The organism is Bradyrhizobium sp. Leaf396, from assembly GCF_001424605.1.
GTDB lineage: Bacteria > Pseudomonadota > Alphaproteobacteria > Rhizobiales > Xanthobacteraceae > Bradyrhizobium > Bradyrhizobium japonicum_C.
This window is the reverse complement of sequence record NZ_LMQJ01000019.1, coordinates 19,863-39,635: the sequence shown is the minus strand read 5'-3', so window position 1 is coordinate 39,635 and position 19,773 is coordinate 19,863. Positions and strand designations below refer to the sequence as shown.

20 protein-coding genes are annotated in these 19,773 nt (G+C 64.5%); 12 read left to right on the top strand and 8 right to left on the bottom strand.

The annotated features are described in order from the left end of the window. Positions 1-160 precede the first annotated feature (160 nt). A complete protein-coding gene (locus ASG57_RS36840) occupies positions 161-565 on the top strand; it encodes a DUF6006 family protein (protein WP_080654873.1) in 405 nt (134 codons plus the stop codon). Positions 566-993: 428 nt separating this feature from the next. Here the strand turns inward: ASG57_RS36840 and ASG57_RS18810 are convergent, their stop codons facing one another. Further along, positions 994-1,437 carry a MarR family winged helix-turn-helix transcriptional regulator gene (locus ASG57_RS18810; RefSeq protein WP_024339270.1) on the bottom strand — a complete coding sequence of 148 codons (444 nt, stop codon included), beginning with the start codon at positions 1,435-1,437 and terminating at the stop codon, positions 994-996. Between the two features lie 179 nt (positions 1,438-1,616). Between ASG57_RS18810 and ASG57_RS18805 the strand changes: the two genes are divergently transcribed. The 7 genes from ASG57_RS18805 to ASG57_RS18775 all read left to right on the top strand — a co-directional run bounded on the left by ASG57_RS18805 (position 1,617) and on the right by ASG57_RS18775 (position 9,170). After that, on the top strand, positions 1,617-2,801 hold the full coding sequence (locus tag ASG57_RS18805) for a substrate-binding domain-containing protein (protein ID WP_024339269.1): 1,185 nt from the start codon (positions 1,617-1,619) through the stop codon (positions 2,799-2,801). 166 nt (positions 2,802-2,967) lie between these two features. Next, the gene (locus tag ASG57_RS18800; RefSeq protein WP_024339268.1) at positions 2,968-4,482 is read left to right on the top strand and encodes an amidase; all 1,515 of its coding nucleotides are present in this window, start codon (positions 2,968-2,970) and stop codon (positions 4,480-4,482) included. 36 nt (positions 4,483-4,518) lie between these two features. Beyond that, the gene (locus ASG57_RS18795; RefSeq protein ID WP_024339267.1) at positions 4,519-5,376 is read left to right on the top strand and encodes a branched-chain amino acid ABC transporter permease; all 858 of its coding nucleotides are present in this window, start codon (positions 4,519-4,521) and stop codon (positions 5,374-5,376) included. 4 nt (positions 5,377-5,380) lie between these two features. Beyond that, entirely contained in the window at positions 5,381-6,598 is a 1,218-nt protein-coding gene (locus ASG57_RS18790; RefSeq protein WP_024339266.1) for a substrate-binding protein, read from the top strand. Between the two features lie 71 nt (positions 6,599-6,669). Continuing rightward, positions 6,670-7,761 carry a branched-chain amino acid ABC transporter permease gene (locus ASG57_RS18785; RefSeq protein ID WP_057196977.1) on the top strand — a complete coding sequence of 364 codons (1,092 nt, stop codon included), beginning with the start codon at positions 6,670-6,672 and terminating at the stop codon, positions 7,759-7,761. Next, positions 7,748-8,482 carry an ABC transporter ATP-binding protein gene (locus ASG57_RS18780; protein WP_024339264.1) on the top strand — a complete coding sequence of 245 codons (735 nt, stop codon included), beginning with the start codon at positions 7,748-7,750 and terminating at the stop codon, positions 8,480-8,482. Before ASG57_RS18785 ends, ASG57_RS18780 begins: the two co-directional genes overlap by 14 nt. Continuing rightward, complete coding sequence (locus ASG57_RS18775; protein ID WP_057196976.1) at positions 8,475-9,170, top strand: branched-chain amino acid ABC transporter ATP-binding protein; 696 nt, start codon at positions 8,475-8,477, stop codon at positions 9,168-9,170. Before ASG57_RS18780 ends, ASG57_RS18775 begins: the two co-directional genes overlap by 8 nt. Positions 9,171-9,352: 182 nt before the next feature. Here the strand turns inward: ASG57_RS18775 and ASG57_RS18770 are convergent, their stop codons facing one another. The 4 genes from ASG57_RS18770 to ASG57_RS18755 all read right to left on the bottom strand — a co-directional run bounded on the left by ASG57_RS18770 (position 9,353) and on the right by ASG57_RS18755 (position 13,651). Next, positions 9,353-10,873 carry a L,D-transpeptidase family protein gene (locus ASG57_RS18770; protein ID WP_051160668.1) on the bottom strand — a complete coding sequence of 507 codons (1,521 nt, stop codon included), beginning with the start codon at positions 10,871-10,873 and terminating at the stop codon, positions 9,353-9,355. Positions 10,874-11,297: 424 nt separating this feature from the next. Further along, on the bottom strand, positions 11,298-12,260 hold the full coding sequence (locus tag ASG57_RS18765) for an acetyl-CoA carboxylase carboxyltransferase subunit alpha (RefSeq protein WP_024339261.1): 963 nt from the start codon (positions 12,258-12,260) through the stop codon (positions 11,298-11,300). Between the two features lie 270 nt (positions 12,261-12,530). Beyond that, complete coding sequence (gene xerD / locus ASG57_RS18760; RefSeq protein ID WP_024339260.1) at positions 12,531-13,487, bottom strand: site-specific tyrosine recombinase XerD; 957 nt, start codon at positions 13,485-13,487, stop codon at positions 12,531-12,533. A 17-nt stretch (positions 13,488-13,504) separates the two neighbouring features. Beyond that, positions 13,505-13,651: a hypothetical protein gene (locus ASG57_RS18755; protein ID WP_035698066.1), complete on the bottom strand. Its 147-nt coding sequence runs from the start codon at positions 13,649-13,651 to the stop codon at positions 13,505-13,507. Between the two features lie 171 nt (positions 13,652-13,822). Between ASG57_RS18755 and ASG57_RS18750 the strand changes: the two genes are divergently transcribed. From ASG57_RS18750 to ASG57_RS18740, 3 genes are all read left to right on the top strand, one after another. Further along, on the top strand, positions 13,823-14,446 hold the full coding sequence (locus ASG57_RS18750) for a shikimate kinase (protein ID WP_024339259.1): 624 nt from the start codon (positions 13,823-13,825) through the stop codon (positions 14,444-14,446). After that, a complete protein-coding gene (gene aroB / locus ASG57_RS18745; protein ID WP_057196975.1) occupies positions 14,443-15,585 on the top strand; it encodes a 3-dehydroquinate synthase in 1,143 nt (380 codons plus the stop codon). The genes ASG57_RS18750 and aroB overlap by 4 nt, the downstream gene beginning before the upstream one ends. A gap of 67 nt (positions 15,586-15,652) precedes the next feature. Then, positions 15,653-17,005, top strand: coding sequence for a hemolysin family protein (locus ASG57_RS18740; protein WP_024339257.1), 1,353 nt, complete (start codon positions 15,653-15,655; stop codon positions 17,003-17,005). Positions 17,006-17,168: 163 nt separating this feature from the next. On the opposite strand, the gene ASG57_RS18735 is transcribed toward ASG57_RS18740, so the two are convergent. Beyond that, on the bottom strand, positions 17,169-17,438 hold the full coding sequence (locus ASG57_RS18735; protein WP_024339256.1) for a BolA family protein: 270 nt from the start codon (positions 17,436-17,438) through the stop codon (positions 17,169-17,171). A 127-nt stretch (positions 17,439-17,565) separates the two neighbouring features. Between ASG57_RS18735 and ASG57_RS18730 the strand changes: the two genes are divergently transcribed. After that, positions 17,566-18,198, top strand: coding sequence for a J domain-containing protein (locus ASG57_RS18730; protein WP_024339255.1), 633 nt, complete (start codon positions 17,566-17,568; stop codon positions 18,196-18,198). Between the two features lie 85 nt (positions 18,199-18,283). Here the strand turns inward: ASG57_RS18730 and ASG57_RS18725 are convergent, their stop codons facing one another. After that, positions 18,284-18,520 (bottom strand): hypothetical protein, encoded by a 237-nt coding sequence (locus ASG57_RS18725; protein WP_057196974.1) that lies wholly within the window; start codon positions 18,518-18,520, stop codon positions 18,284-18,286. 153 nt (positions 18,521-18,673) lie between these two features. Beyond that, positions 18,674-19,768, bottom strand: coding sequence for a citrate synthase/methylcitrate synthase (locus ASG57_RS18720; protein WP_057196973.1), 1,095 nt, complete (start codon positions 19,766-19,768; stop codon positions 18,674-18,676). Positions 19,769-19,773: the final 5 nt, after the last annotated feature.

Sequence of the window (19,773 nt, the reverse complement as noted above, 5' to 3'; positions counted from 1 at the left end):
AAAGCCTATGCTCAAACCGCGAGACGTTCTCCCGGAGAACGCCGTCGGGTAGGCATCCAATCTTCGCCGCTGCTCTTTGTGATCTGAATCACCTCAACAGAGCTCAATCTGTGTTGTGATTGAATCACAATACGCGGTCCAGAAAATTGGAAACCAGACAATGCCCAAACGCGCGCTGCCGACTGCCTTCTGTGCTCTTGCCCTCAGTTTCTTAGCCTGCGGTTCTGCCCCTGCGAGCCAGGTGGTCGGATGGTGGGGCGGAACATGGTCGTGCAACATAGACGGCCGGTCGGCCCGGATGAAATGGGTTGCAGTTGATGACAGTCAGACCACCTGCAACGGCGGCACTTGCACGAGCAGCTCGGGAGTACGCTGGTCGGGCAGCTTCTCGGATAATGGCTCGCGATGGGTGAAGTTGACAAATCCACGCAGCGGAACGCAGGGCGGCGTCTACTTCCACCACGCTGATGGCAATAAATGGTACCTGGCCAAACCGGTGAGCAACAAGGCCGTGGGCTGGACGACCTGGAACGGCCAACGCTATGCCCTCTCGTGCTGGCGGTGATGCATCAAGCGCGGCCTGCTCGTCCTCCACATGGCTGCCGGGCGAGCCCTAAGCGCTGAATAAGAAGGCAACGCTGCACGACGAAGTCGGTTGAAGATGCCGCCTAGGTTGCGCCGTCCGATCAGCCCTATCCGCTCAGGAGACCGCGGGAGCGATGATACAAGTTCCACCCGCGAGTACATTGGGATGACAATCCAAACTCCCCCGCTCCTCGGTCGCAACCCTGCACCTTGAATCTTACCTTCAACTGGTTGCGTTGGAGTTGAAATGTATCGCTGCGAGCGGCAGAACTTCCACCTGCTCGGGGTTGCCATACTTGCTGGACGGAAAGGACTCGCTCCGTACATTGAGATGCGTGACTCTCCCCTGCACAGAGCGGCAGGTGAGTGTGTCCGCCTCGCAAGGCGCCACGCTCGAGTTCACGAAGCCTAATTCGAACTGTCGATCAGGCTCTCCAGCAGCCGCTTGAGCTCGCTCGTCGACTTGTCGCCGTAGCTCTCCAGGATGTGCTCCTCCTGGTCCACCGCGAGCGAGTTGAGCTTCCTGCAGAGCACCTTGCCGCGATCGGAGATGAACATCAGCACCTTGCGGCGATCGTTGGGATCCTGCACGCGATAGACCAGCGTGTCGGAGACCATGCGGTCGATCATCTTCGTCAGGGTCGGATGGTTGAGCAGCACGGCATCCGCGAGTTCGCCCATCGAATGGCCGTTGCCATCCGACAGCACCTTCAGGATGCGCCATTGCTCGACCGGCACGCCCTCCTTGCTCAACCGCAATTCGAGCTGCCGGTTGATCTCCCGGTTGGCTTGCGCGAGCAGGTAGGCGAGATGTTCGGTGATCGGGGTGTTTTCTTTCGACGGTTTTGCCACGGCTAAGACTTCGTCTTGACCCAAATGAGTGAATGTCTTGCAATCGATGCTGCATCTATATGCACTTCAATTCTTGAATATTCAATATTTCCAAAATAGGATCATTGCCCAACAAACGGGCGGAAGCCGCGGCCGCCCGAAGAATGTGCTTTCAGGTCTGGTACCAGGCAGGAGTTGGCGTGCGCGCGACGGTAAATTTCCCGGCTCACGGCGGTCCGGCGTTGCCGCCGTCATTGCTGTTCAGGAATTTGTCGTCACCGGCGGCGGATGTCGACCTGTCGCCATTCGACGCGCAGGTCATGAAGCGCCGCGGCGCGCGCAACAAGCTGCGCATCGGCAATTTCCTCACTTTCACCGGCTCGCCCGGAATCTGGGGGCCGACCTCCACCAACAGCGCAATGTTGGCGGTCGCCGAGATCAACAAGCGCGGCGGCATTCTGGGCCGCGAGCTCGAGCTCACGATCTACGATTCCGGCGGCCCGATCGAAGACGTGGTGCGGCGGGCCGAGCACGCGATCGCCCTCGATGAAGTCGACCTGATCATGGGCTCGCACATCAGCGCGGTCCGCGTCGCGCTGCGCAAGGTCACCGGCAACCGCATCCCCTACATCTATACGCCCGTCTACGAAGGCGGCGAGCGCACGCCCGGCGTCATGGCGATCGGCGAAACGCCGCGGTGGCAGAGCCGGCCGTCGATCCACTGGCTCGCCGAGGTCAAGAAGGCGGCGCGCTGGTATCTGATCGGCAGCGACTACGTCTGGCCATGGCAATCGCATCGCGCGGTCAAGCGCTACATCAAGGAGGCGGGCGGCCAGGTCGTCGGCGAGGAGTTCGTGCCCGTCGGCGAGGACAATCATGAGCCGCATCTGGCCCGCATCCGTGCGGCAAGACCCGACGTGGTGCTGATCTCGCTGATCGGCACCGACAGCATCACCTTCAACCGCGCCTTCGCGGAAGCGGGCCTGGCGACGTCGACGCTGCGGCTTGCGGGCGCGATGGACGAGACGGTGCTGCTCGGCATCGGCGCCGACAACACCGAGAATCTGTTCTGTGCGTCCGGCTACTTCAACTGCATGGCCTCGCGCGCCAACGACGAGTTTCTCGGCGGCTACCAGGCCATGTTCGGCGCCAACGCGCCGCCGGTCGGCTCCGTCGGTCAGTCGAACTATGAGGGGCTGCGTTTCCTCGAATCCGTTGCCAATCGCGCCGGCTCGCTGGCGTTTCGGCCGCTGCTGAAGGCCGCGCGCAACACCGTCTACTCGGCCGGCCGTGGTCCTGTAACTCTTCGCGATGGCCGTGCCGAGATGCCGATGTATCTCGCTGAAGCCGACGGTCTCGACTTCAAGATCATCAAGGCGCTCTGAGAGGCGGCTGCTGATCCGTCGCAGCGGTCTTCGAAATAATACTTGAAAAGGAAAATATTTCCGTCTCTAGTAACGACGCGAAGCCGATCGGGCCGTGCCATGCAGGCGCGAGCAGATGTGGCTTCCGACCAACGCCAGGGATCAAGAAGCCTTCAAGGAGAGCGCCGTGACAGTTGCCCTTCCCACGCCAGCCCAACTTCGCAGTGTCGCCGAGCAATGCGGCCTTTCGCTCACCGATGATGACGTCGCCTCGTTCCGCGGCCTGATGCAAGGCTCGATCGAAGCCTACAACCTCGTTGCCACGATGCCGGACGAGCTGCCGGAGGTGAAATATCCGCGCACGCCGGGCTATCGGCCTTCGGCTGAAGAGAATCCGCGCAATGCCTGGTATCGCAAGTCGACCGTGAAGGGTGCGGCCAGCGGCAAGCTCAAGGGCAAGACCGTCGCGCTCAAGGACAACATCATGCTGGCCGGCGTGCCCATGACCAATGGCTCGTCGACGCTGGAAGGCTATGTGCCCGACTTCGACGCCACCATCGTCACGCGCATGCTGGATGCCGGCGCCGAGATCAAGGGCAAGGTGCATTGCGAGCACTTCTGCCTCTCCGGCGGCAGTCACACCGGCTCCTACGGACCCGTGCACAATCCGCACAAGATGGGCTATTCGGCCGGCGGCTCGTCGTCGGGCTCGGGTGTCGTCGTCGCGCTCGGCGAGGTCGACATGGCAATCGGCGGCGATCAGGGCGGCTCGATCCGCATGCCGTCCTCGTTCTGCGGCATCTACGGCATGAAGCCGACCTGGGGCCTCGTGCCCTATACCGGGATCATGCCGATCGAGATCTACGTCGACCATACCGGCCCGATGACCGCAACGGTCGAAGACAACGCGCTGCTGCTTGAAGTGCTCGCCGGCGACGACGGCTACGATCCGCGCATCAAGGCGCCGAAGGTCGAGGAGTACACCAAGGCGCTCGGCCAGGGCGTCAAGGGAATGAAGATCGGTATCCTCAAGGAGGGCTTCGAGCAGCCGACGGCAGAGGCCGCGGTGAACGAAAGCGTCCGCGAGGCCGCAAAGCGCTTCAAGGATCTGGGCGCCAGCGTGGAGACCATCTCGGTCCCGATGCATCTTCTGGGCGGCGCGATCTGGACCCCGATCGGCACCGAGGGCCTGACCCAGACCATGATGTTCGGCGACGGCTACGGTCTCAGCCGCGGCGATCTGTATTCGACCTCGCTGATGGATTTTCATCGTGGCTGGCGCCGGCAGGCGGACTCGCTGTCCGAGACGACCAAGTTGTTCATGCTGCTCGGCACCTACATCAACAACAATTTCGGTCCCCGCTTCTACGGCAAGGCCCTCAACATCTCGCGCCGGCTGACGGCGGCCTACGACAAGGCGTTCAAGGACTACGATCTGCTCCTGCTGCCGACGACGCCGATGAAGGCCACTAAGCTGCCGGAGCCGAATGCCAGCCGCGAGGAATACGTTGCGCGCGCGCTGGAGATGATCTCCAACACCGCGCCGTTCGACATCACGCATCATCCGGCAATGTCGCTGCCATGCGGAATGGTCGACGGTCTGCCGGTCGGCCTGATGCTGGTCGGACGCATGTTCGAGGAGTCCACCATCTACCGCGCCGCCCACGCCTTCGAGAAGATCGGCGATTGGAAGAAGATGTGAGCGGACCATCAATGCAGACGGGCGGAACAGCAGCGCATGGCTAACGCGTTCGTTGCGGCGTTCGAGATCCTGAGCTTCGGCGCGATCATTGTCCTGATCGTGCTGGGGCTCGGGATCATCGCCAGCATGATGGGCATCTTCAACTTCGCGCAGGGCGAGTTCGTCCTGCTCGGCGCCTACATCACCTATCTCGCCTATGCCAAGGGCCTGCCCATCTGGGCCGGCATGGTCGCAGCGCCCTTCGTGGTCGGCGCGCTCGGCTTCGTGCTGGAGGCGCTGATCATCCGACGATTCTATGCCGCGCCGATTGTCGCCATGCTCGGCACCTATGCGCTCGGCCTGATCATCCGCGAATCCGTGCGCGGCCTGATCGGCGGCTTTTATCTCACCGTGCCGGAGCCGATCGGCGGCTCGATCGATATCGGCGCCATGCACATCTCGGCCTGGCGCTTCACCATCATCGTCATCACGCTCCTGGTGATGGGCGCCTGCTATCTGCTGCTGTCGCGCACGAGCTTTGGCCTGCGCGTGCGGGCGACGCTGGAGAATCCGTCGCTGGCACGTGCCTCCGGCATCTCAACGCCATTGATCTACGGCGCGACCTTCGCCTTCGGTGCGGCGCTTGCCGGGCTTGCCGGCGCGCTGATCGTGCCGGTGTTCAGCCTGTTCGCCGATCTCGGCCTGCGCTTCCTGATCCAGGGCTTCGTCGCGGTCATGGTCGGTGGTGTCGGCTCGTTCATCGGACCGGTTGCCGGTGCCGGCGTCATCGGTACGCTCAGCGCCGCGCTGCCCTGGGTGATGGCGCCCGTCGTCGCCGACGTCCTCGTCTTCGTCCTCGCCATCGTCTTCATCAAATTCCGCCCGCAGGGCCTCATCGCTGGAAAAGGGGTTTAATCACATGTTCGATCGTACTCAGCTCACGCGACGTCGCTTTCTTTCCAATTTCGCATTTGCTTCCGGAGCCGTCGCAACCGGCGTCGGCAGCTGGGTGATCCCGGCGCCCTGGGCCAACGCGGCCGAGGGCCCGATCAAGGTCGGCATCGCCACCGATCTCACTGGTCCGATCGCCTATGCCGGCAACGCTGACGCCAACGTCGCCAAGATGGTGATCAAGGAGATCAACGCCGCCGGCGGCCTGCTCGGCCGTCCGCTCGAGCTCTACATCGAGGATACCGCCTCCAACGAATCCGTCGCGGTCGGCAACGTGCGCAAGCTGATTCAGCGCGACAAGGTCGACATGGTGCTGGGCGGCATCACCTCGTCGATGCGCAACGCGATCAAGGACCCGATCGTGGCGCGCGGCAAGACGCTCTACATCTACCCGCAGCTCTACGAGGGCAAGGAGTGCACGCCCTATCTGTTCTGCACCGGCCCGACCCCGGCGCAGCAATGCGACGAGTTCATCCCCTGGCTGATCAAGAACGGCGGCAAGAAGTTCGCGCTGCCGAGCGCCAACTACGTCTGGCCGCACACGCTCAACGTTTACGCGCGCAAGGTGATCGAATCCAACGGCGGCGAGGTCGTGTTCGAAGAATATTATCCGCTCGACCAGGTCGATTTCTCATCGACCGTCAACCGCATCATCTCCAACAAGGTGGACGTGGTCTTCAACACCGTCATCCCGCCCGGCGTCGGCCCGTTCTTCAAGCAGCTCTATGAGGCCGGCTTCCTCAAGAACGGCGGGCGGCTCGCCTGCGTCTACTATGACGAGAACACGCTCAACATCAACCAGGCCGCCGAGATCGAAGGCCTCGCCAGCTGTCTCGATTACTTCAAGGTGCTGACCAAGGAGAACCCGTTCGACGCCAAGATCCAGGCCGCTTACGAGAAGGACTTCCCCGGCAACTTCCTCTTCGCTGCCGGCAGTGCCGCGACCGGCACCTATCGCGGTCTCAAGCTGTGGGAAGCTGCGGTCAAGGAAGCCGGCAAGATCGACCGCGAATCGGTCGCGGCCGCGCTCGATCACGCCAAGATCGCCGAGGGTCCCGGCGGACCCGCCGAGATGGTTCCGGGCAAGCGGCACTGCAAGATGAAGATGTACACCGCGGTCGCCAAGGGCGGAAACTACGAGATCGTTGCGCGCAGTAGCGGCCTCGTCGATCCCAAGGAATGCTGACGCGCGCCGCTCGTCACCTCTCCCCCCGGGGGGAGAGGTGCAGTGCCCGCCGCAAGGTGCTTTAACTCGGAATGCTGAAGTTCATGGGTGCAGCCAAGCAAGCGATCCACGCCGCCGTCGTGGATGAGGCGGATGTTTCGGTGGCAGAAGGCGTGCCAGCCGAGCGACCGACCGCACGAAAAGTCCTGCCTATCGTCGAGGGCGTCGTGCTCGTCGCGGCGCTGCTCGCGCCGCTGGTGCTGCAGGACTATCTCACGGTGTTCGCGACGCGCGTCATCATCCTGGCACTGTTCGCATTGTCGTTCGACCTGGTCTGGGGCTATGCCGGCATCATGAGCTTCGGACAGGCCCTGTTCTTCGGCTCGGCCGGCTACGGCGTGGCGCTGCTCGCGCGTGACCTCAACGTCACCAACATCCTTCTGGTGCTGCCGGCGGGCACGCTGATCGGCCTGACCTTCGCGCTGCTGCTCGGCGGCTTCCTGCTGCTGGGCCGGCATCCCTCCAGCGTCATCTTCGTCTCGCTCGGCACATTGACCGGCTCCTACGCCGCCGATCGCCTCGCGCGCGGCTGGTACTATCTCGGCGGCCAGAACGGCATCCCCTCGATCGCACCGATGTCGCTCGGCAGCTATGATTTCACCGAGGGCCCCGCCTTCTACTATCTGGTGCTCGGCATCCTCGTCGTGGTCTATCTGCTGTGCCGTTTCCTGGTGCGCTCGCAATTCGGTCTTGCGCTCGCCGGCCTGCGCGAGAACGAGCAGCGCATCGCCTTCTTCGGCTACAAGGCGCAGCATCTGAAAGCGATCATCTTCACCATCGGCGGGGCCGTCGCCGGTCTCGCCGGCAGCCTCTATGCCTTTCACGAAGGCTTTGTCTGGCCCAACATGGTCGGCGTCGTGGTCTCGACCCAGGTCGTGCTCTACGTTCTGTTTGGCGGCTCCGGCACGCTGATTGGTGCGGTGATCGGTGCCATCATCGTCGAGGGCGTCAGCTTCTGGCTCTCGGACAATTACCGCGACATCTGGCCGATCATCCTCGGTCTGCTGCTGCTGCTCGTGATCCTGTTCCGCCCGCTCGGCCTGATCAGCTTCGTGCTCGGCGAGCGCGAGCGCGTCGGCAGCTTTGGCGCCAAGCCGAAGGAGAAGCGCAATGCCGCTCCTTGAAGCCGCCGGCGTCAAGAAAGTCTTCGGCAAGCTGACCGCGCTCGATGGCGCCTCGCTCACCGTCGGCGAGAACGAATTCCACGGCCTGATCGGCCCGAACGGCTCCGGCAAGAGCACGCTGATGAAGTGCATCGCCGGCGCCGAGGTGCCGACGCAGGGCAAGGTGTCGTTCGTCAACACCGACATTACCGAGTTCACGCCGACCGAGCGCGCCCGCGCCGGCATGAGCCTGAAATTCCAGATCACCTCCGTGCTGCCGTCGCTGACGCTCTACGACAACATCCTGCTCGCGCTGCAGGCGCAGTGCTCGCTGCTCGATCTCGTGTTCTCGCGCACGCGCGGGCTCCTGCACGACCAGGTCATGACCATGCTGACCCAGTTCCGGCTCGCCGACCGCGCCTTCGAGGCGGCGGCGGCGTTGTCGCACGGCCAGCAGCAATGGCTGGAGATCGCGATGGCGCTGGCAGGCAAGCCGAAGCTGCTGCTGCTCGACGAGCCGACCGGCGGCATGAGCCTGGAGGAGCGCCGCGTCACCGGCGAATTGCTGCAGCCGATCAAGCAGCATTGCTCGCTCGTCATCGTCGAGCACGACCTCGATTTCATCCGCGACATCTGTGATCGGCTGACCGTGCTTGACCAGGGCAAGGTGCTGGCATCCGGCACGGTGTCCGAGATCCAGGCCAACAAGTCCGTCCAGGAGATCTATCTGCGCCGTGCCTGAATTTTTGGACATCAAGCATCTCGACGCCGGCTACGGCCGCAGCCAGGTCCTGTTCGACGTCAACCTCGGCATTCCCTGGCGCGGCGGCGTCGCCGTGCTCGGGCGCAACGGCGCCGGCAAGACCACGCTGATGAAGACCATCGTCGGCGAATTGCCGGCGTGGAAGGGCGAGGTCGCCTTCGACGGCCGCGACATCAGCCGCCGCGCCACCCAGGAGCGCGTGCGCGCCGGCATCGGCTACGTGCCGCAGGAGCATTCGGTGTTCGCGCGCCTGTCGGTGCGCGACAATCTCGCCGTCGGCTCGCTCGCGCGCAAGGATGCCTCTGCCGTCGACCGCGTGCTGACGATTTTCCCCAAGCTCGGCCAGCGCCTCGACCAGCCTGCCGGCACGCTCTCGGGCGGCGAGCGCAAGATGCTCGCCATCGGCCGCGCCATGCTGGGCGATCCGAAGCTGCTGCTGCTGGACGAGCCCACCGAAGGCGTCTGGATCGGCGTCATCGAGGAGATCACCGAACGCCTGATCGATCTCGCCAAGGAGATCGCCGTCATCATCGTCGAGCAGCACCTCGACCTGGCGCTGCGCGTCGCCGACTACGCCTACGTGCTCGACCGCGGCCGGGTCGCGCTGCAAGGCGAGGCGGGCGAGGTGAGAAGCAATCCGGAGCTGATGCGCTATCTGGCGCCGTAGGCGCCAGTTGTTCGTGAGTGAGCCGCTGTGCTCGCTGCCCACTTCGACTGTCATGCCGCCGATGGCGGGGCACCCAGTACGCTGCGGCTTCTCGGTTCAACCACAAGCGTCTCTGGAAGGCTCATCGCCCGCCTTCGCGGGCGATGACAGTGCGAGTGTGGAGCGAAACCGAAAGTCGCCCGCTACCTCACCGCCCCAAAGCGGCTCTCGAACGAGTTCGACTGCACCACCGGAGCGGCGCCCATGATCTGCGTCGCTTCACTCGCGCCATCGCTCACCGACGGCTTCAGCGCGGGGCGCGTCTGGGCGAGACGCGTGTCGGGCTTCGCCGGCTCGGCGGGCTTGGCCGCAACGATCGGCTTCGGCGCCTCCTTCGCGGCATCCTTGGACTTGTCGTGCCCGGGCACGAACCGTGTCACGGCGGCTTTGAGCCGCGACGCCGCGGTTGGCGGATTCGGCGTCGTGGTGGCCGGAGCGACCGAGGCGGTGGTTTGCGCCGGCGGCGTGGTCGCCGTCGTCTCCGACGAGCCGATGCCCATCTTGCGTCCGAGATTGGAGAAGAAGCCGCCGCCTTGTGATTTCTCCTGGGATTTATTCGCCAGCGCAGCATTGGCAACGCGGGTGCTGGCGGGCGCGTTCACCGCGACGACCGGCTCTTCCTGCGATGCAGGCGCGGATGCCACGGCGTCGAGATTCGGCTTGGGCGGGTTGACGTGGCTGGGGATCGTGCCGGGCGCCTTCGCCATCGCCAGCATCTGCAGCGTGGTGCCTTCGGCGCTCTCGGACAGGCCGGTCGAGCCTTCCGGAATCTTCGCGGCGAACACCTTGTTCATGCCGCCGTCGATGCCGGTGTTCAGGCGCGCCACGGGCGTGCCCTTGGCGACAAGCCTTGCGTATTCGGCCTCGTCCTTCGCCTGCTTCTGGCGGACAGCGCTGGCGATCTCCTCGGGGATCACATAGGCCGGGCATTTCGCCGAGGCGTCGAACACGGGGTCACGCTTGGCGTCCGCAGGCTTTGCCGCATCGAAGACGTATTTCTTCTCGCAGAAATCGACCTTCGGCTCCTGCCGCGTCACCTCGAAATGATCATAGCCTTCCTTGATCATCTTCCAGAACGGCATGTTCGGGTTGTTCCGGTGCCTGGCCATGTTCACCGGCGTCATCTTGAACGGATAGGCCTGCAGCTGGAATGCCTTCTGGCCGCCGAAGAAGGATTCGCGCCCCAGCGAATAGATCTCCGCGATCTGCTCGTCGGTCATCGCGTAGCAGCCGCGCGAGGAGCAATCGCCATGCACCATCAGCTGCGAGCCGGTGCGCCCCAGCGCCTTGTCGAACGCGTTCGGGTAACCCGTGTTGAACGACAGGTAATAGGCCGATTGCGGATTCATCTGGCTCGGATTGATCGAGTAGAATCCCTCCGGCGCCTGCCGGTCGCCTTCGCGCACCTTCGGTCCGAGGTCGCCCGACCAGCGGCAGATCGGATAGGTCTTGAGCAGGGCGAACTGGCCGCTCCGTGTCTGCTTCCAGATCTCGAGCTCGGCCTCCTGCTTGAACAGCCGGACCAGGATCGGCGATTGCAGGTCCATGTCCTTCTCGGCCATCGCGGCGATCAGCTTCGGCGGCACCGGCTGGTTGGCCTTGGCGTTGGTCGCGAGCGAGACCTGGTCGGTGTTGCAGCCCGAGAGCAGGACGCCGGCCGTCATCAGCGCAACCGAAGCCAAGAGCGCGCGAGCAAGCGAACGAGAAATCAAGATCGACCCCACACCGTGCCGGGCAGCGAGCGCAAACCCCAATCGTTTGGAGCACGATCCGACCGGATGACCGGGCCCGCCTGGGACGGGTTTTTCAGACCACGCTCCAGCGCTTATGCCCTGAAGCCATTGATTAAAATTCTAACCTCTGGGTCATGTGGTCGCAACCCGAGCGGGGATCACGAGGGCGTTGGCCCAGTGGCATGGTCAACGAAGACTGAATGGACGCGACTTTGGGCCGGACTTGGGCTTTTCGGGCCCATCACCACTCAGATCGCCGATTTGGGCAAAAAAAGGGTTAATGCGGGGTTACCTGGCCCGGCCCGACATTCCGGTTTCGCCCTTTGGACGCCCGGAATGACGGCCCAATGCCAAATCAGCCCAGTTTCCGGCCGATCTCCAGGAATTTCTGCCGCCGCTGCTTGCGGATGGCCTCGCCATCAAGCCCGCGCAGCTCGTCGAAGGCCTTGGCGATCGCATCGCCCGTGGTGGCGATCATGGCGGCGGGGTCGCGGTGGGCGCCGCCGACCGGCTCCTTCAGGATGGCGTCGATCACCCCGAAGCGGAGCATGTCCTGGGCGGTGATCTTCATGTTGTTGGCGGCTTCCTGCGCCTTGGTGCCGTCGCGCCAGAGGATGGAGGAGGCGGCCTCGGGGGAGATCACGCTGTAGATGGCGTGCTCCAGCATCAGCACCTTGTTGGCGGTGGTGATGGCGATGGCGCCGCCCGACATGCCCTCGCCGGTGATGATGGCAACGTTCGGCACGGTCAGTGCCAGGCACGCATCGGTCGAGCGCGCGATCGCCTCGGCCTGGCCGCGCTCCTCGGCGCCGATGCCGGGATAGGCGCCTGCCGAATCGGCGAGCGACAACACGGGCAGGCCGAACCGCTCGGCCATCTCCATCAGCCGCACGCATTTGCGATAGCCTTCCGGCCGGGCCATGCCGAAATTGTGCCGGATGCGGCTCTCGGTGGAATCGCCCTTTTCCTGGCCCATCACGCAGATCGGCTCGCCACGGAAACGGCCGAAGCCGGCGACCAGCGCCTCGTCCTCGCCGAACTTGCGGTCGCCGGCGAGCGGGGTGAATTCGGTGATCAGGCCCTTGATGAAGTCGTTGAAATGCGGGCGCTGCGGATGCCGCGCCACCAGCGTCTTCTGCCAGGGCGTCAGGTTCTGATAGAGGTCGGCCAGCGCCTGCGCCGCCTTGTCCTCGATGCGCGAGACTTCCTCGGCAATGTCGGTGCCGGAGGCTGCCATGGCCCGCAGCTCGTCGAGCTTGGAATCGAGCTCGGCAACGGGCTTTTCAAAGTCGAGATAGCTGCGCATCTGGTCTTGCATCAACTCAATATAGGGAGGACGGGGCGAGGCGGCGAAGCGGATTTAGATTGTCGGAAAGAAGTGTAGCTTCTTCAATGGGTTGACCTGTGCGCTGCGAGCGAGCCCGCCAATCAGTCGAAAGGCCCCGGCTCTTTCTGCGGAGAAGTGGCCGAAGTCAAGGCGGTTTCATGGGTCGCCCCTGGCCCGGATGAAGCGCGGCGCAACCCGGGGGGTCTACCCGCAAGGTGAGAATCCCGGATTTCGCTGCGCTCCATCCGGGCTACGGAAAACTCACTTCTCCGCCAGCGGGTGCAGGTCGCGCACGAGGCTCTTCAGCCGTTCCTCGACCACATGGGTGTAGATCTGGGTCGTGGAGATGTCGGTGTGGCCGAGCAGGGTCTGCACGATGCGCAGGTCCGCGCCATTGTGCAGCAGATGGCTCGCAAAGGCGTGGCGCAGCACGTGCGGAGACACCAGCCGGGCCTGCAGGCCCGATGCGACCGCGAGCTCCTTGAGGTCGCGGGCAAAATGCTGCCGCGTCAGATGCCCGCTTTCGCCGAAGGACGGGAATAGCCATTTCGAGGCGGCCAAGCTGTTCTTCTTGTCGCCCTTGGCGGCTTCCGTCGCGGCGAGATAATCGGCCATCGCCTGGCGCGAGGCCTCGTTCAGCGGCACCAGCCGCTCCTTGTTGCCCTTGCCGCGCACCACGATCATGCGTGCATCACGCTTGGCCGCCGAGCGCGGCAGCGCCACCAGCTCGGAGACGCGCAGGCCCGTGGCATAGAGCACCTCGAGCAGGCAATAGAGCCGCAAGCTTCGCATCCGTTTCGATGGAGAGGCGTCTTGCGCCTCGCTCAATTCCTTGGCGCGGCGAAGCATGCGATCGACGTCTGCGATCGACAGCACCTTTGGCAGTCCGCGGCCGCGCTTGGGGCCGGACAGGATCGCGGCGGGATCGTCGGTCCGGATGCGCTCGTTCAGCAGGAAGCGATAGAGATGCCGCATCGCCGACAGCCGACGTGCGACGCTGGTGGATTTGAAGCCGCGGGCGTCGAGGTGGGCAAGATAGTCGCGCAGCGTTTGCGTCTCCGCATCCGCAAAATTGTGGCCGGCTCGGCCCAGGAACTCCGAGAAATCGGCGAGGTCGCGGCGATAGGCATCGAGCGTGTTGGGCCCGGCACCTTGTTCCGCGGCGAGCATGTCGAGGAACAGGCCGATGAGCTTGGTGTCTGAGGGCTTGGTGCGCATGCCCCGGAGGCTAGCTCCTATTTCTTGAGAAACTTATCCGGCGGGATCGTCACGATCATCTCCCGCGACTTGGGACTGACGAAATTCGCCAACGCGAAAACCGCGGCGTAGACGATGCCTGCGATCACGGCGACGACCGTCAGGAAGCGGAACAGGCTGGGCATCGGCGAGATCTCGGAGACGGGGCCGGACGGACAAATTAATCAATGAAATCATCCAACATGTTCGTCCTTTCATGGCAAGAGTCCTCTGGCGAGGGCCCCTGTGGGGTCGTATAGGTGGCCGAAGCCTGCTGCCTTTGGCGGTAGATCGAGCGAGATCCGATCGAGCGAGACATGTCCGACGCCGCGTTGCCGCTTCCTGCTTCGCCCGAGGCCGACATCCTGTCGGCGCTCGGTGCGCGCTCGATCGTGCTCGTCGGCATGATGGGGGTGGGCAAATCCACCATCGGCCGCCGCCTGGCGACCCGCCTCAAGCTGCCCTTCGTCGATGCCGACACCGAGATCGAGGCGGCAGCCGGCATGACCATACCGGAAATCTTCGAGCACCACGGCGAGCCGCATTTCCGCGACGGCGAGGCGAGGGTGATCGCGCGCCTGCTCGAGAGCGGACCCGTGGTGCTGGCGACCGGCGGCGGCGCGTTCATGCGGGAGGAGACGCGCACGCGCATCGCGGCGAAAGCGATCTCGATCTGGCTGAGGGCGGACCACGACGTCATCATGCGCCGCGTGCGCCGCCGTGCCGACCGTCCGCTGCTCCAGACCGCCGACCCCGAAGGAACCGTGGCCCGCCTCCTCGCCGAGCGCGAGCCGGTCTATGCCGATGCCGACCTCACCATCGCCTCGCGCGACGTGCCCCACGACAAGATCGTCGAGGAATGCATCGAGGCGCTGCACGCCCGCCTCTGCGGCGGACACGCCGCCCAACCACCTGCCGACGTTGCGAGTGCGTTAAGATGACTGCGCCATTGAAGCATTCCGATCCGGTCAAGGTGGACGTCGCGCTCGGCGATCGCGCCTATGACATCGTCATCGGCCGCGGCGTGCTGGCCTCGGTCGGCGAACGGCTCGCGCGCCTGCGCCCCGGTGTCCGCACCGCGATCGTGACGGATCGCACCGTTGCGAAGCACTGGCTCGAGCCGACCGAAGCTTCGCTCGCCGCCAGCGGAATTCCGACCTCACGCATCGTGGTCGAGGAAGGCGAAATCTCCAAGACCTACGCCGGCCTCGAGAAGGTCAGCGAGGCCCTGATCGCCGCGAAGATCGAGCGCAATGATCTCGTCATCGCGCTCGGCGGCGGAGTGGTCGGCGATCTCGCCGGCTTTGCGGCCGCGATCCTGCGCCGCGGCGTCGATTTCGTGCAGGTGCCGACCTCCCTGCTGGCGCAAGTCGATTCATCCGTCGGCGGCAAGACCGGCATCAACTCGCCGCAGGGCAAGAACCTGCTCGGGGCCTTCCACCAGCCGGTGCTGGTCATTGCCGACACCGCCGTGCTCGACACGCTGTCGCCGCGCCAATTCCGGGCTGGCTACGCCGAGGTCGCCAAGTATGGCGTGCTGGGCGACGAGGCCTTCTTCACCTGGCTGGAGAAGAACCATTCCGACATCGTCAAGGGCGGCGCGGCCCGCGAGCACGCCATCGCGACCTCGTGCCGTGCCAAGGCGGGGATCGTCGCGCGCGACGAGCGCGAGACCGGCGAACGCGCGCTGCTCAATCTGGGCCACACTTTCGGTCATGCCCTGGAGGCTGCGACCGGCTTCTCCGATCGCCTGTTCCACGGCGAGGGTGTCGCGATCGGCATGACGCTGGCGGCACAGTTCTCGGCGAAGCTCGGCATGATCGGCGAAGCCGACGCAGCGCGGGTCGAGCGTCATCTGATCGAGGCGGGGCTGCCGACGCGCTTGCAGGACATCGCGGGCTTCGCGCAGGAAGGACTCGCCGATGCCGACGCGCTGATGGGTCTGATGGCGCAGGACAAGAAGGTCAAGCGCGGCAAGCTCACCTTCATCCTGCTCGAAGCGGTGGGACGCGCGGTGATCGCGAAGGACGTCGAGCCGGCGCTGGTGCGGGATTTCCTGAAATCGAAGCTGTCGCAATGATGGCGGGATCGTCCGGACATGCCGCCCACACGGAAGGGCGGACGGTCACGGCGGTCGCGAGGCAAACATGAGTTCGATCTCGATCAATCTGCTGCTTGCGGTCCTCTTGCTCGCTGCCAACGCGTTTTACGTGGCGGCGGAGTTCGCACTCGTGAAGAGCCGCGGCTTCCGCGTCAAGGCCATGGTCGAGCAGAACCGCTTCGGCGCGCACCTGCTGCAGGCCATGATGGGAAACATCGAATCCTATCTCGCCTGCTGCCAGCTCGGCATCACCATGGCCTCCCTCGGGCTCGGCTGGATCGGCGAGCCGACCGTGTCTGCGCTGCTGAGCCCGGTCCTCAGCCCGCTCGGACTGTCGGAAGCCACGCTGCACTTCACCTCGTTCGTGGCGGGTTTCCTGGTTTTCTCTTCGCTGCACATCATCATCGGCGAGCAGGTACCGAAGACGCTTGCGATCAGGGAGCCGATGCCGGTGTCGCAGTGGATCGCGTATCCGCTTCATGTGTCCTATCTCGTGTTCTATCCGCTGAGCTGGTGCCTCAACACGGCCTCGGGCGCGATCCTGCGTCTGATCGGAGTCCAGGAGTTTTCGCAGCACGAGATCCTGACGGATTCGGAGATCGAAGGCCTGGTTGAGGAATCGGCCGTGCACGGCAAGATCGAGAGCGGTGAGGCCGAGTATATTCACAACGTCTTCCGCCTCGGCGAGCTGACCGTGTCCGACGTGATGGTTCACCGCACCGCCATGGTGATGATCAATGCCGACCTGCCGCCGGAAGAGCTGGTGCGGGAGGTGCTGGCTACCGAGTACACACGCATTCCGCTGTGGCGCGAGAAGTCGGAGAACATCATCGGCATTCTGCACGCCAAGGATCTGCTGCGGGCCATCCGCGCGTCGGAGGGCGACACGTCGCGCATCGACGTCACCACCATCATGCTGCCGCCCTGGTTCGTGCCGGAGATGCGGCCGATCTCCCAACAGCTCAAGGCGTTCCGACGCCGCAAGACGCATTTCGCGCTGGTCGTGGACGAGTACGGCGAGGTCGAGGGCCTCGTGACGCTCGAAGACATCTTGGAGGAGATCGTCGGCGATATCTCCGACGAGCACGATGTCGTGGTCGCAGGCGTGCGCCGCCAGCCCGATGGCTCTGTCGTGGTCGACGGCTCGGTCCCGATTCGCGATCTCAACCGCGCGCTCGACTGGCATCTGCCCGATGAAGAGGCAACGACGGTCGCCGGCCTCGTCATTCACGAGGCGCGATCGATCCCCGACCGCGGCCAGAGCTTCACCTTCCACGGCTTCCGCTTCCGTGTCCTCCGCCGCGAGCGCAACCGCATCACCGCGCTCCGTATTTCACCGGTGCCGCGCGAGACCGAGCTGGAAGAGGCCAAGCCGAGGCGGGCCGGCACGTCGTTTTGACGCAGCAGATTTGGTCGTCGGAGTTTCCACATCGTCATGGCCGGGCCTGACCCGACCATCACGTCTACGCTGTTGCGCGAATGAACGTGGGGCGCACGGGTCCAGCCCGGGCATGACGAACGATTCAATTATGTGAAAGCTCGTCCGGGACGGGAGGGCAGCATCAGCCTTCCCCCGGCGCTTGTGCCTGGATCGCGAGCGCATGCACGCCGCCGGAGAGTTCCGCGGCCAGCGCCGAATTTATCATGCGATGGCGGTCGACCCGGCTCTTCCCTTTGAAGGCATCAGACACGATATAGACGCGAAAGTGCGTCTCGCCGCCCGCCCGATGGCCGGCGTGCCCCTCATGCAAATGTGACTCGTCGACGACTTGCAGGCTTTCCGGCGTGAAAGCTTCCTGCAACTTGTTGCTGATAGTGTCTTTCATAGCCATGTGTGCCATTAAGGTGCGCGATCGCACTCCGTCAATACCCGGACGTCCAAGGTCATTGCGACCGGGTGCTCAGCGAATTGCAATGTCAAGACTTGAAGGTTTTTGCATTGCGTAGTCAAAGTCAGCCATGCCGATCGATTCATCAAAGTTCTTCGACTCCATCCGCGTCAAGCCGCGCGGCAAGCAGCCGGAAGTGAAGCCGCGCGACACCGCCGTCAATTGCGAGTGGGCGGGCTGCGCGAACAAGGGCTCGCATCGGGCGCCCAAGGGGCGCGAGAACCAGCGCGAGTATTGGCATTTCTGCCTGGATCATGTGCGCGAGTACAACCAGAACTACAATTTCTTTTCCGGAATGAATGCCGACGCCGTCGCGCGCTACCAGAAGGATGCGCTGACGGGCCACCGCCCGACCTGGAAGATGGGCGCCAATGGCGGCAAGAAGAATGCGGAAGCCGAAATCGACATGGCGTCCGATCCGTTCAGCATGTTCTCGGAGATCAATGGCCGCGCCAACTGGCGGAAGGGTCCCGAAGCCCAGCCCAAGGCCGAGACGCGCAAGGTGATGAATGCCGAGCGCAAGGCGCTCCAGGTCATGGGCCTCGGCCCCAGCGCCACGCTCGCCGACGTCAAGACGAAGTACAAGGCGCTGGTCAAGCAGCACCACCCCGACGCCAATGGCGGCGACCGCTCCACCGAAGATCGCCTGATCGAGATCATCAAGGCGTACAATTATCTGAAGACGGTGGTTCGGGAGGCGTAGGGTGCGGCAGGCGCCTTGCTTCCACGCATGCTTTCCAAGCTCATAATGAATGCCGTCCACCCGGAAGCGGACGGCACCATCAACGTCACCTCACCCGGCAGACGCGGACGCGCTTGACGATGCGACGCCCGTGATAGCCGCGCTTGACGACCGTGCGTACGGTGCAGACTCGTCGCGGAGCGTAATGATAGCGAGCGTTCACGACGTCCGCCGAGACCGCAGCGCCCGGGATCGGATGAGCCGTCAGCGCATGGGCTGGCATTGCGAGTGACGACAGAGCGAGCAGCGTTCCTGCAGCGAGGGCGTAGGAGAGTTTCTTCATTACCGTTCCTTTGTTGCCTGCCCCTGAGAAGGCATTCGTTGGGGCAAGCATGAATGCGCAGCGCGCGTTATCGTTCCGGATCGCCTGCTGAAACCTTCGTCATGCTCGCAGAATGCCCGGTGATGGATTCGGCAGGCCGGAGGTCGCTCGCGATCAGTCCGCAGGCATCGCGCCCACATAGGACGAGCTCGGCCTGATCAGGCGCCCGGTCCGCTGCTGCTCGCGCGCATGCGCGGTCCAGCCTGCGGCGCGCGCGACAGCGAAGACCGGCGTGAACGCCTGCCTCGGAATCGCCAGCGCATCGAGCAGGATCGCGGTGAAGAACTCCACATTGGTCTCCAGCGGCCGATCCGGATTCTTCTTGCGCAGCGCGCTGCGGATATAGGCCTCGACCTCGCCGGCAAAGGGCAGGTCGGCGCCGTCCGCCGCGAGCCGCTCGATCGCAGCCTTGAGCACGTCGGCGCGCGGATCGCGCACGCGATAGACGCGATGGCCAAAGCCCATCAGCCGTTCGCCGCGCGCGAGCGCTGCATCCACCCAGGGCCGGATGCGATCGCTTGAGCCGATCGCATCGAGCATTTCCAGCACCGGCTCCGGCGCGCCGCCATGCAGCGGGCCGGTGAGCGCGCAATAGCCGGCGGTGATGGCGGCGAACAGGTCGGCCTGAGTCGAGGCCACCACACGCGTCGTAAAGGTGGACGCATTCATGCCGTGATCGCAGACCGTCACGAGATACGCGTCGAGCGCCGCGACCTCGCGCGGCTCCGGCGAGGAGCCGCGCAGCATCCGCAGCGTATCGGCGGCATGGCTCGCATTCGGATCGGGCGCGACCGGCTCGAGCCCCTTGGCGCGGCGAACCAGCGCGCCCGCGATCATCGGCAACGCGCCGACGATGGTCGCCTCGTGCGCCAGCCCGTTCTCTGCACGAAGCCCCGCGACGCCTGCGCGAAACCCGTCGACGATGCCCATGCCGCGCGTCGCCGGCAGGAGGTCGCCGAGCCGTGCGAAGGCGCGCTCGCGCGCCGTGCCCAGGCTTGCCCGCACATTGGCTTCGCTGAGATTGCTCTTGCTGGCGCCGTTCCAGAGCCGGGCAGTGACGCCTTCAAAGCTGGACTGGCTTGCCAGCCGGCCGACATGCTCGCCGGCGATGATCAGCTCGCCGCGCTCGCCGTCGACGTGACTCAGCACGGTCTCGGCCGCGGGAACGCCGTCCAGCCCGATCTGGCTTTTGGTGAGGTGGATGTTCATGGCCC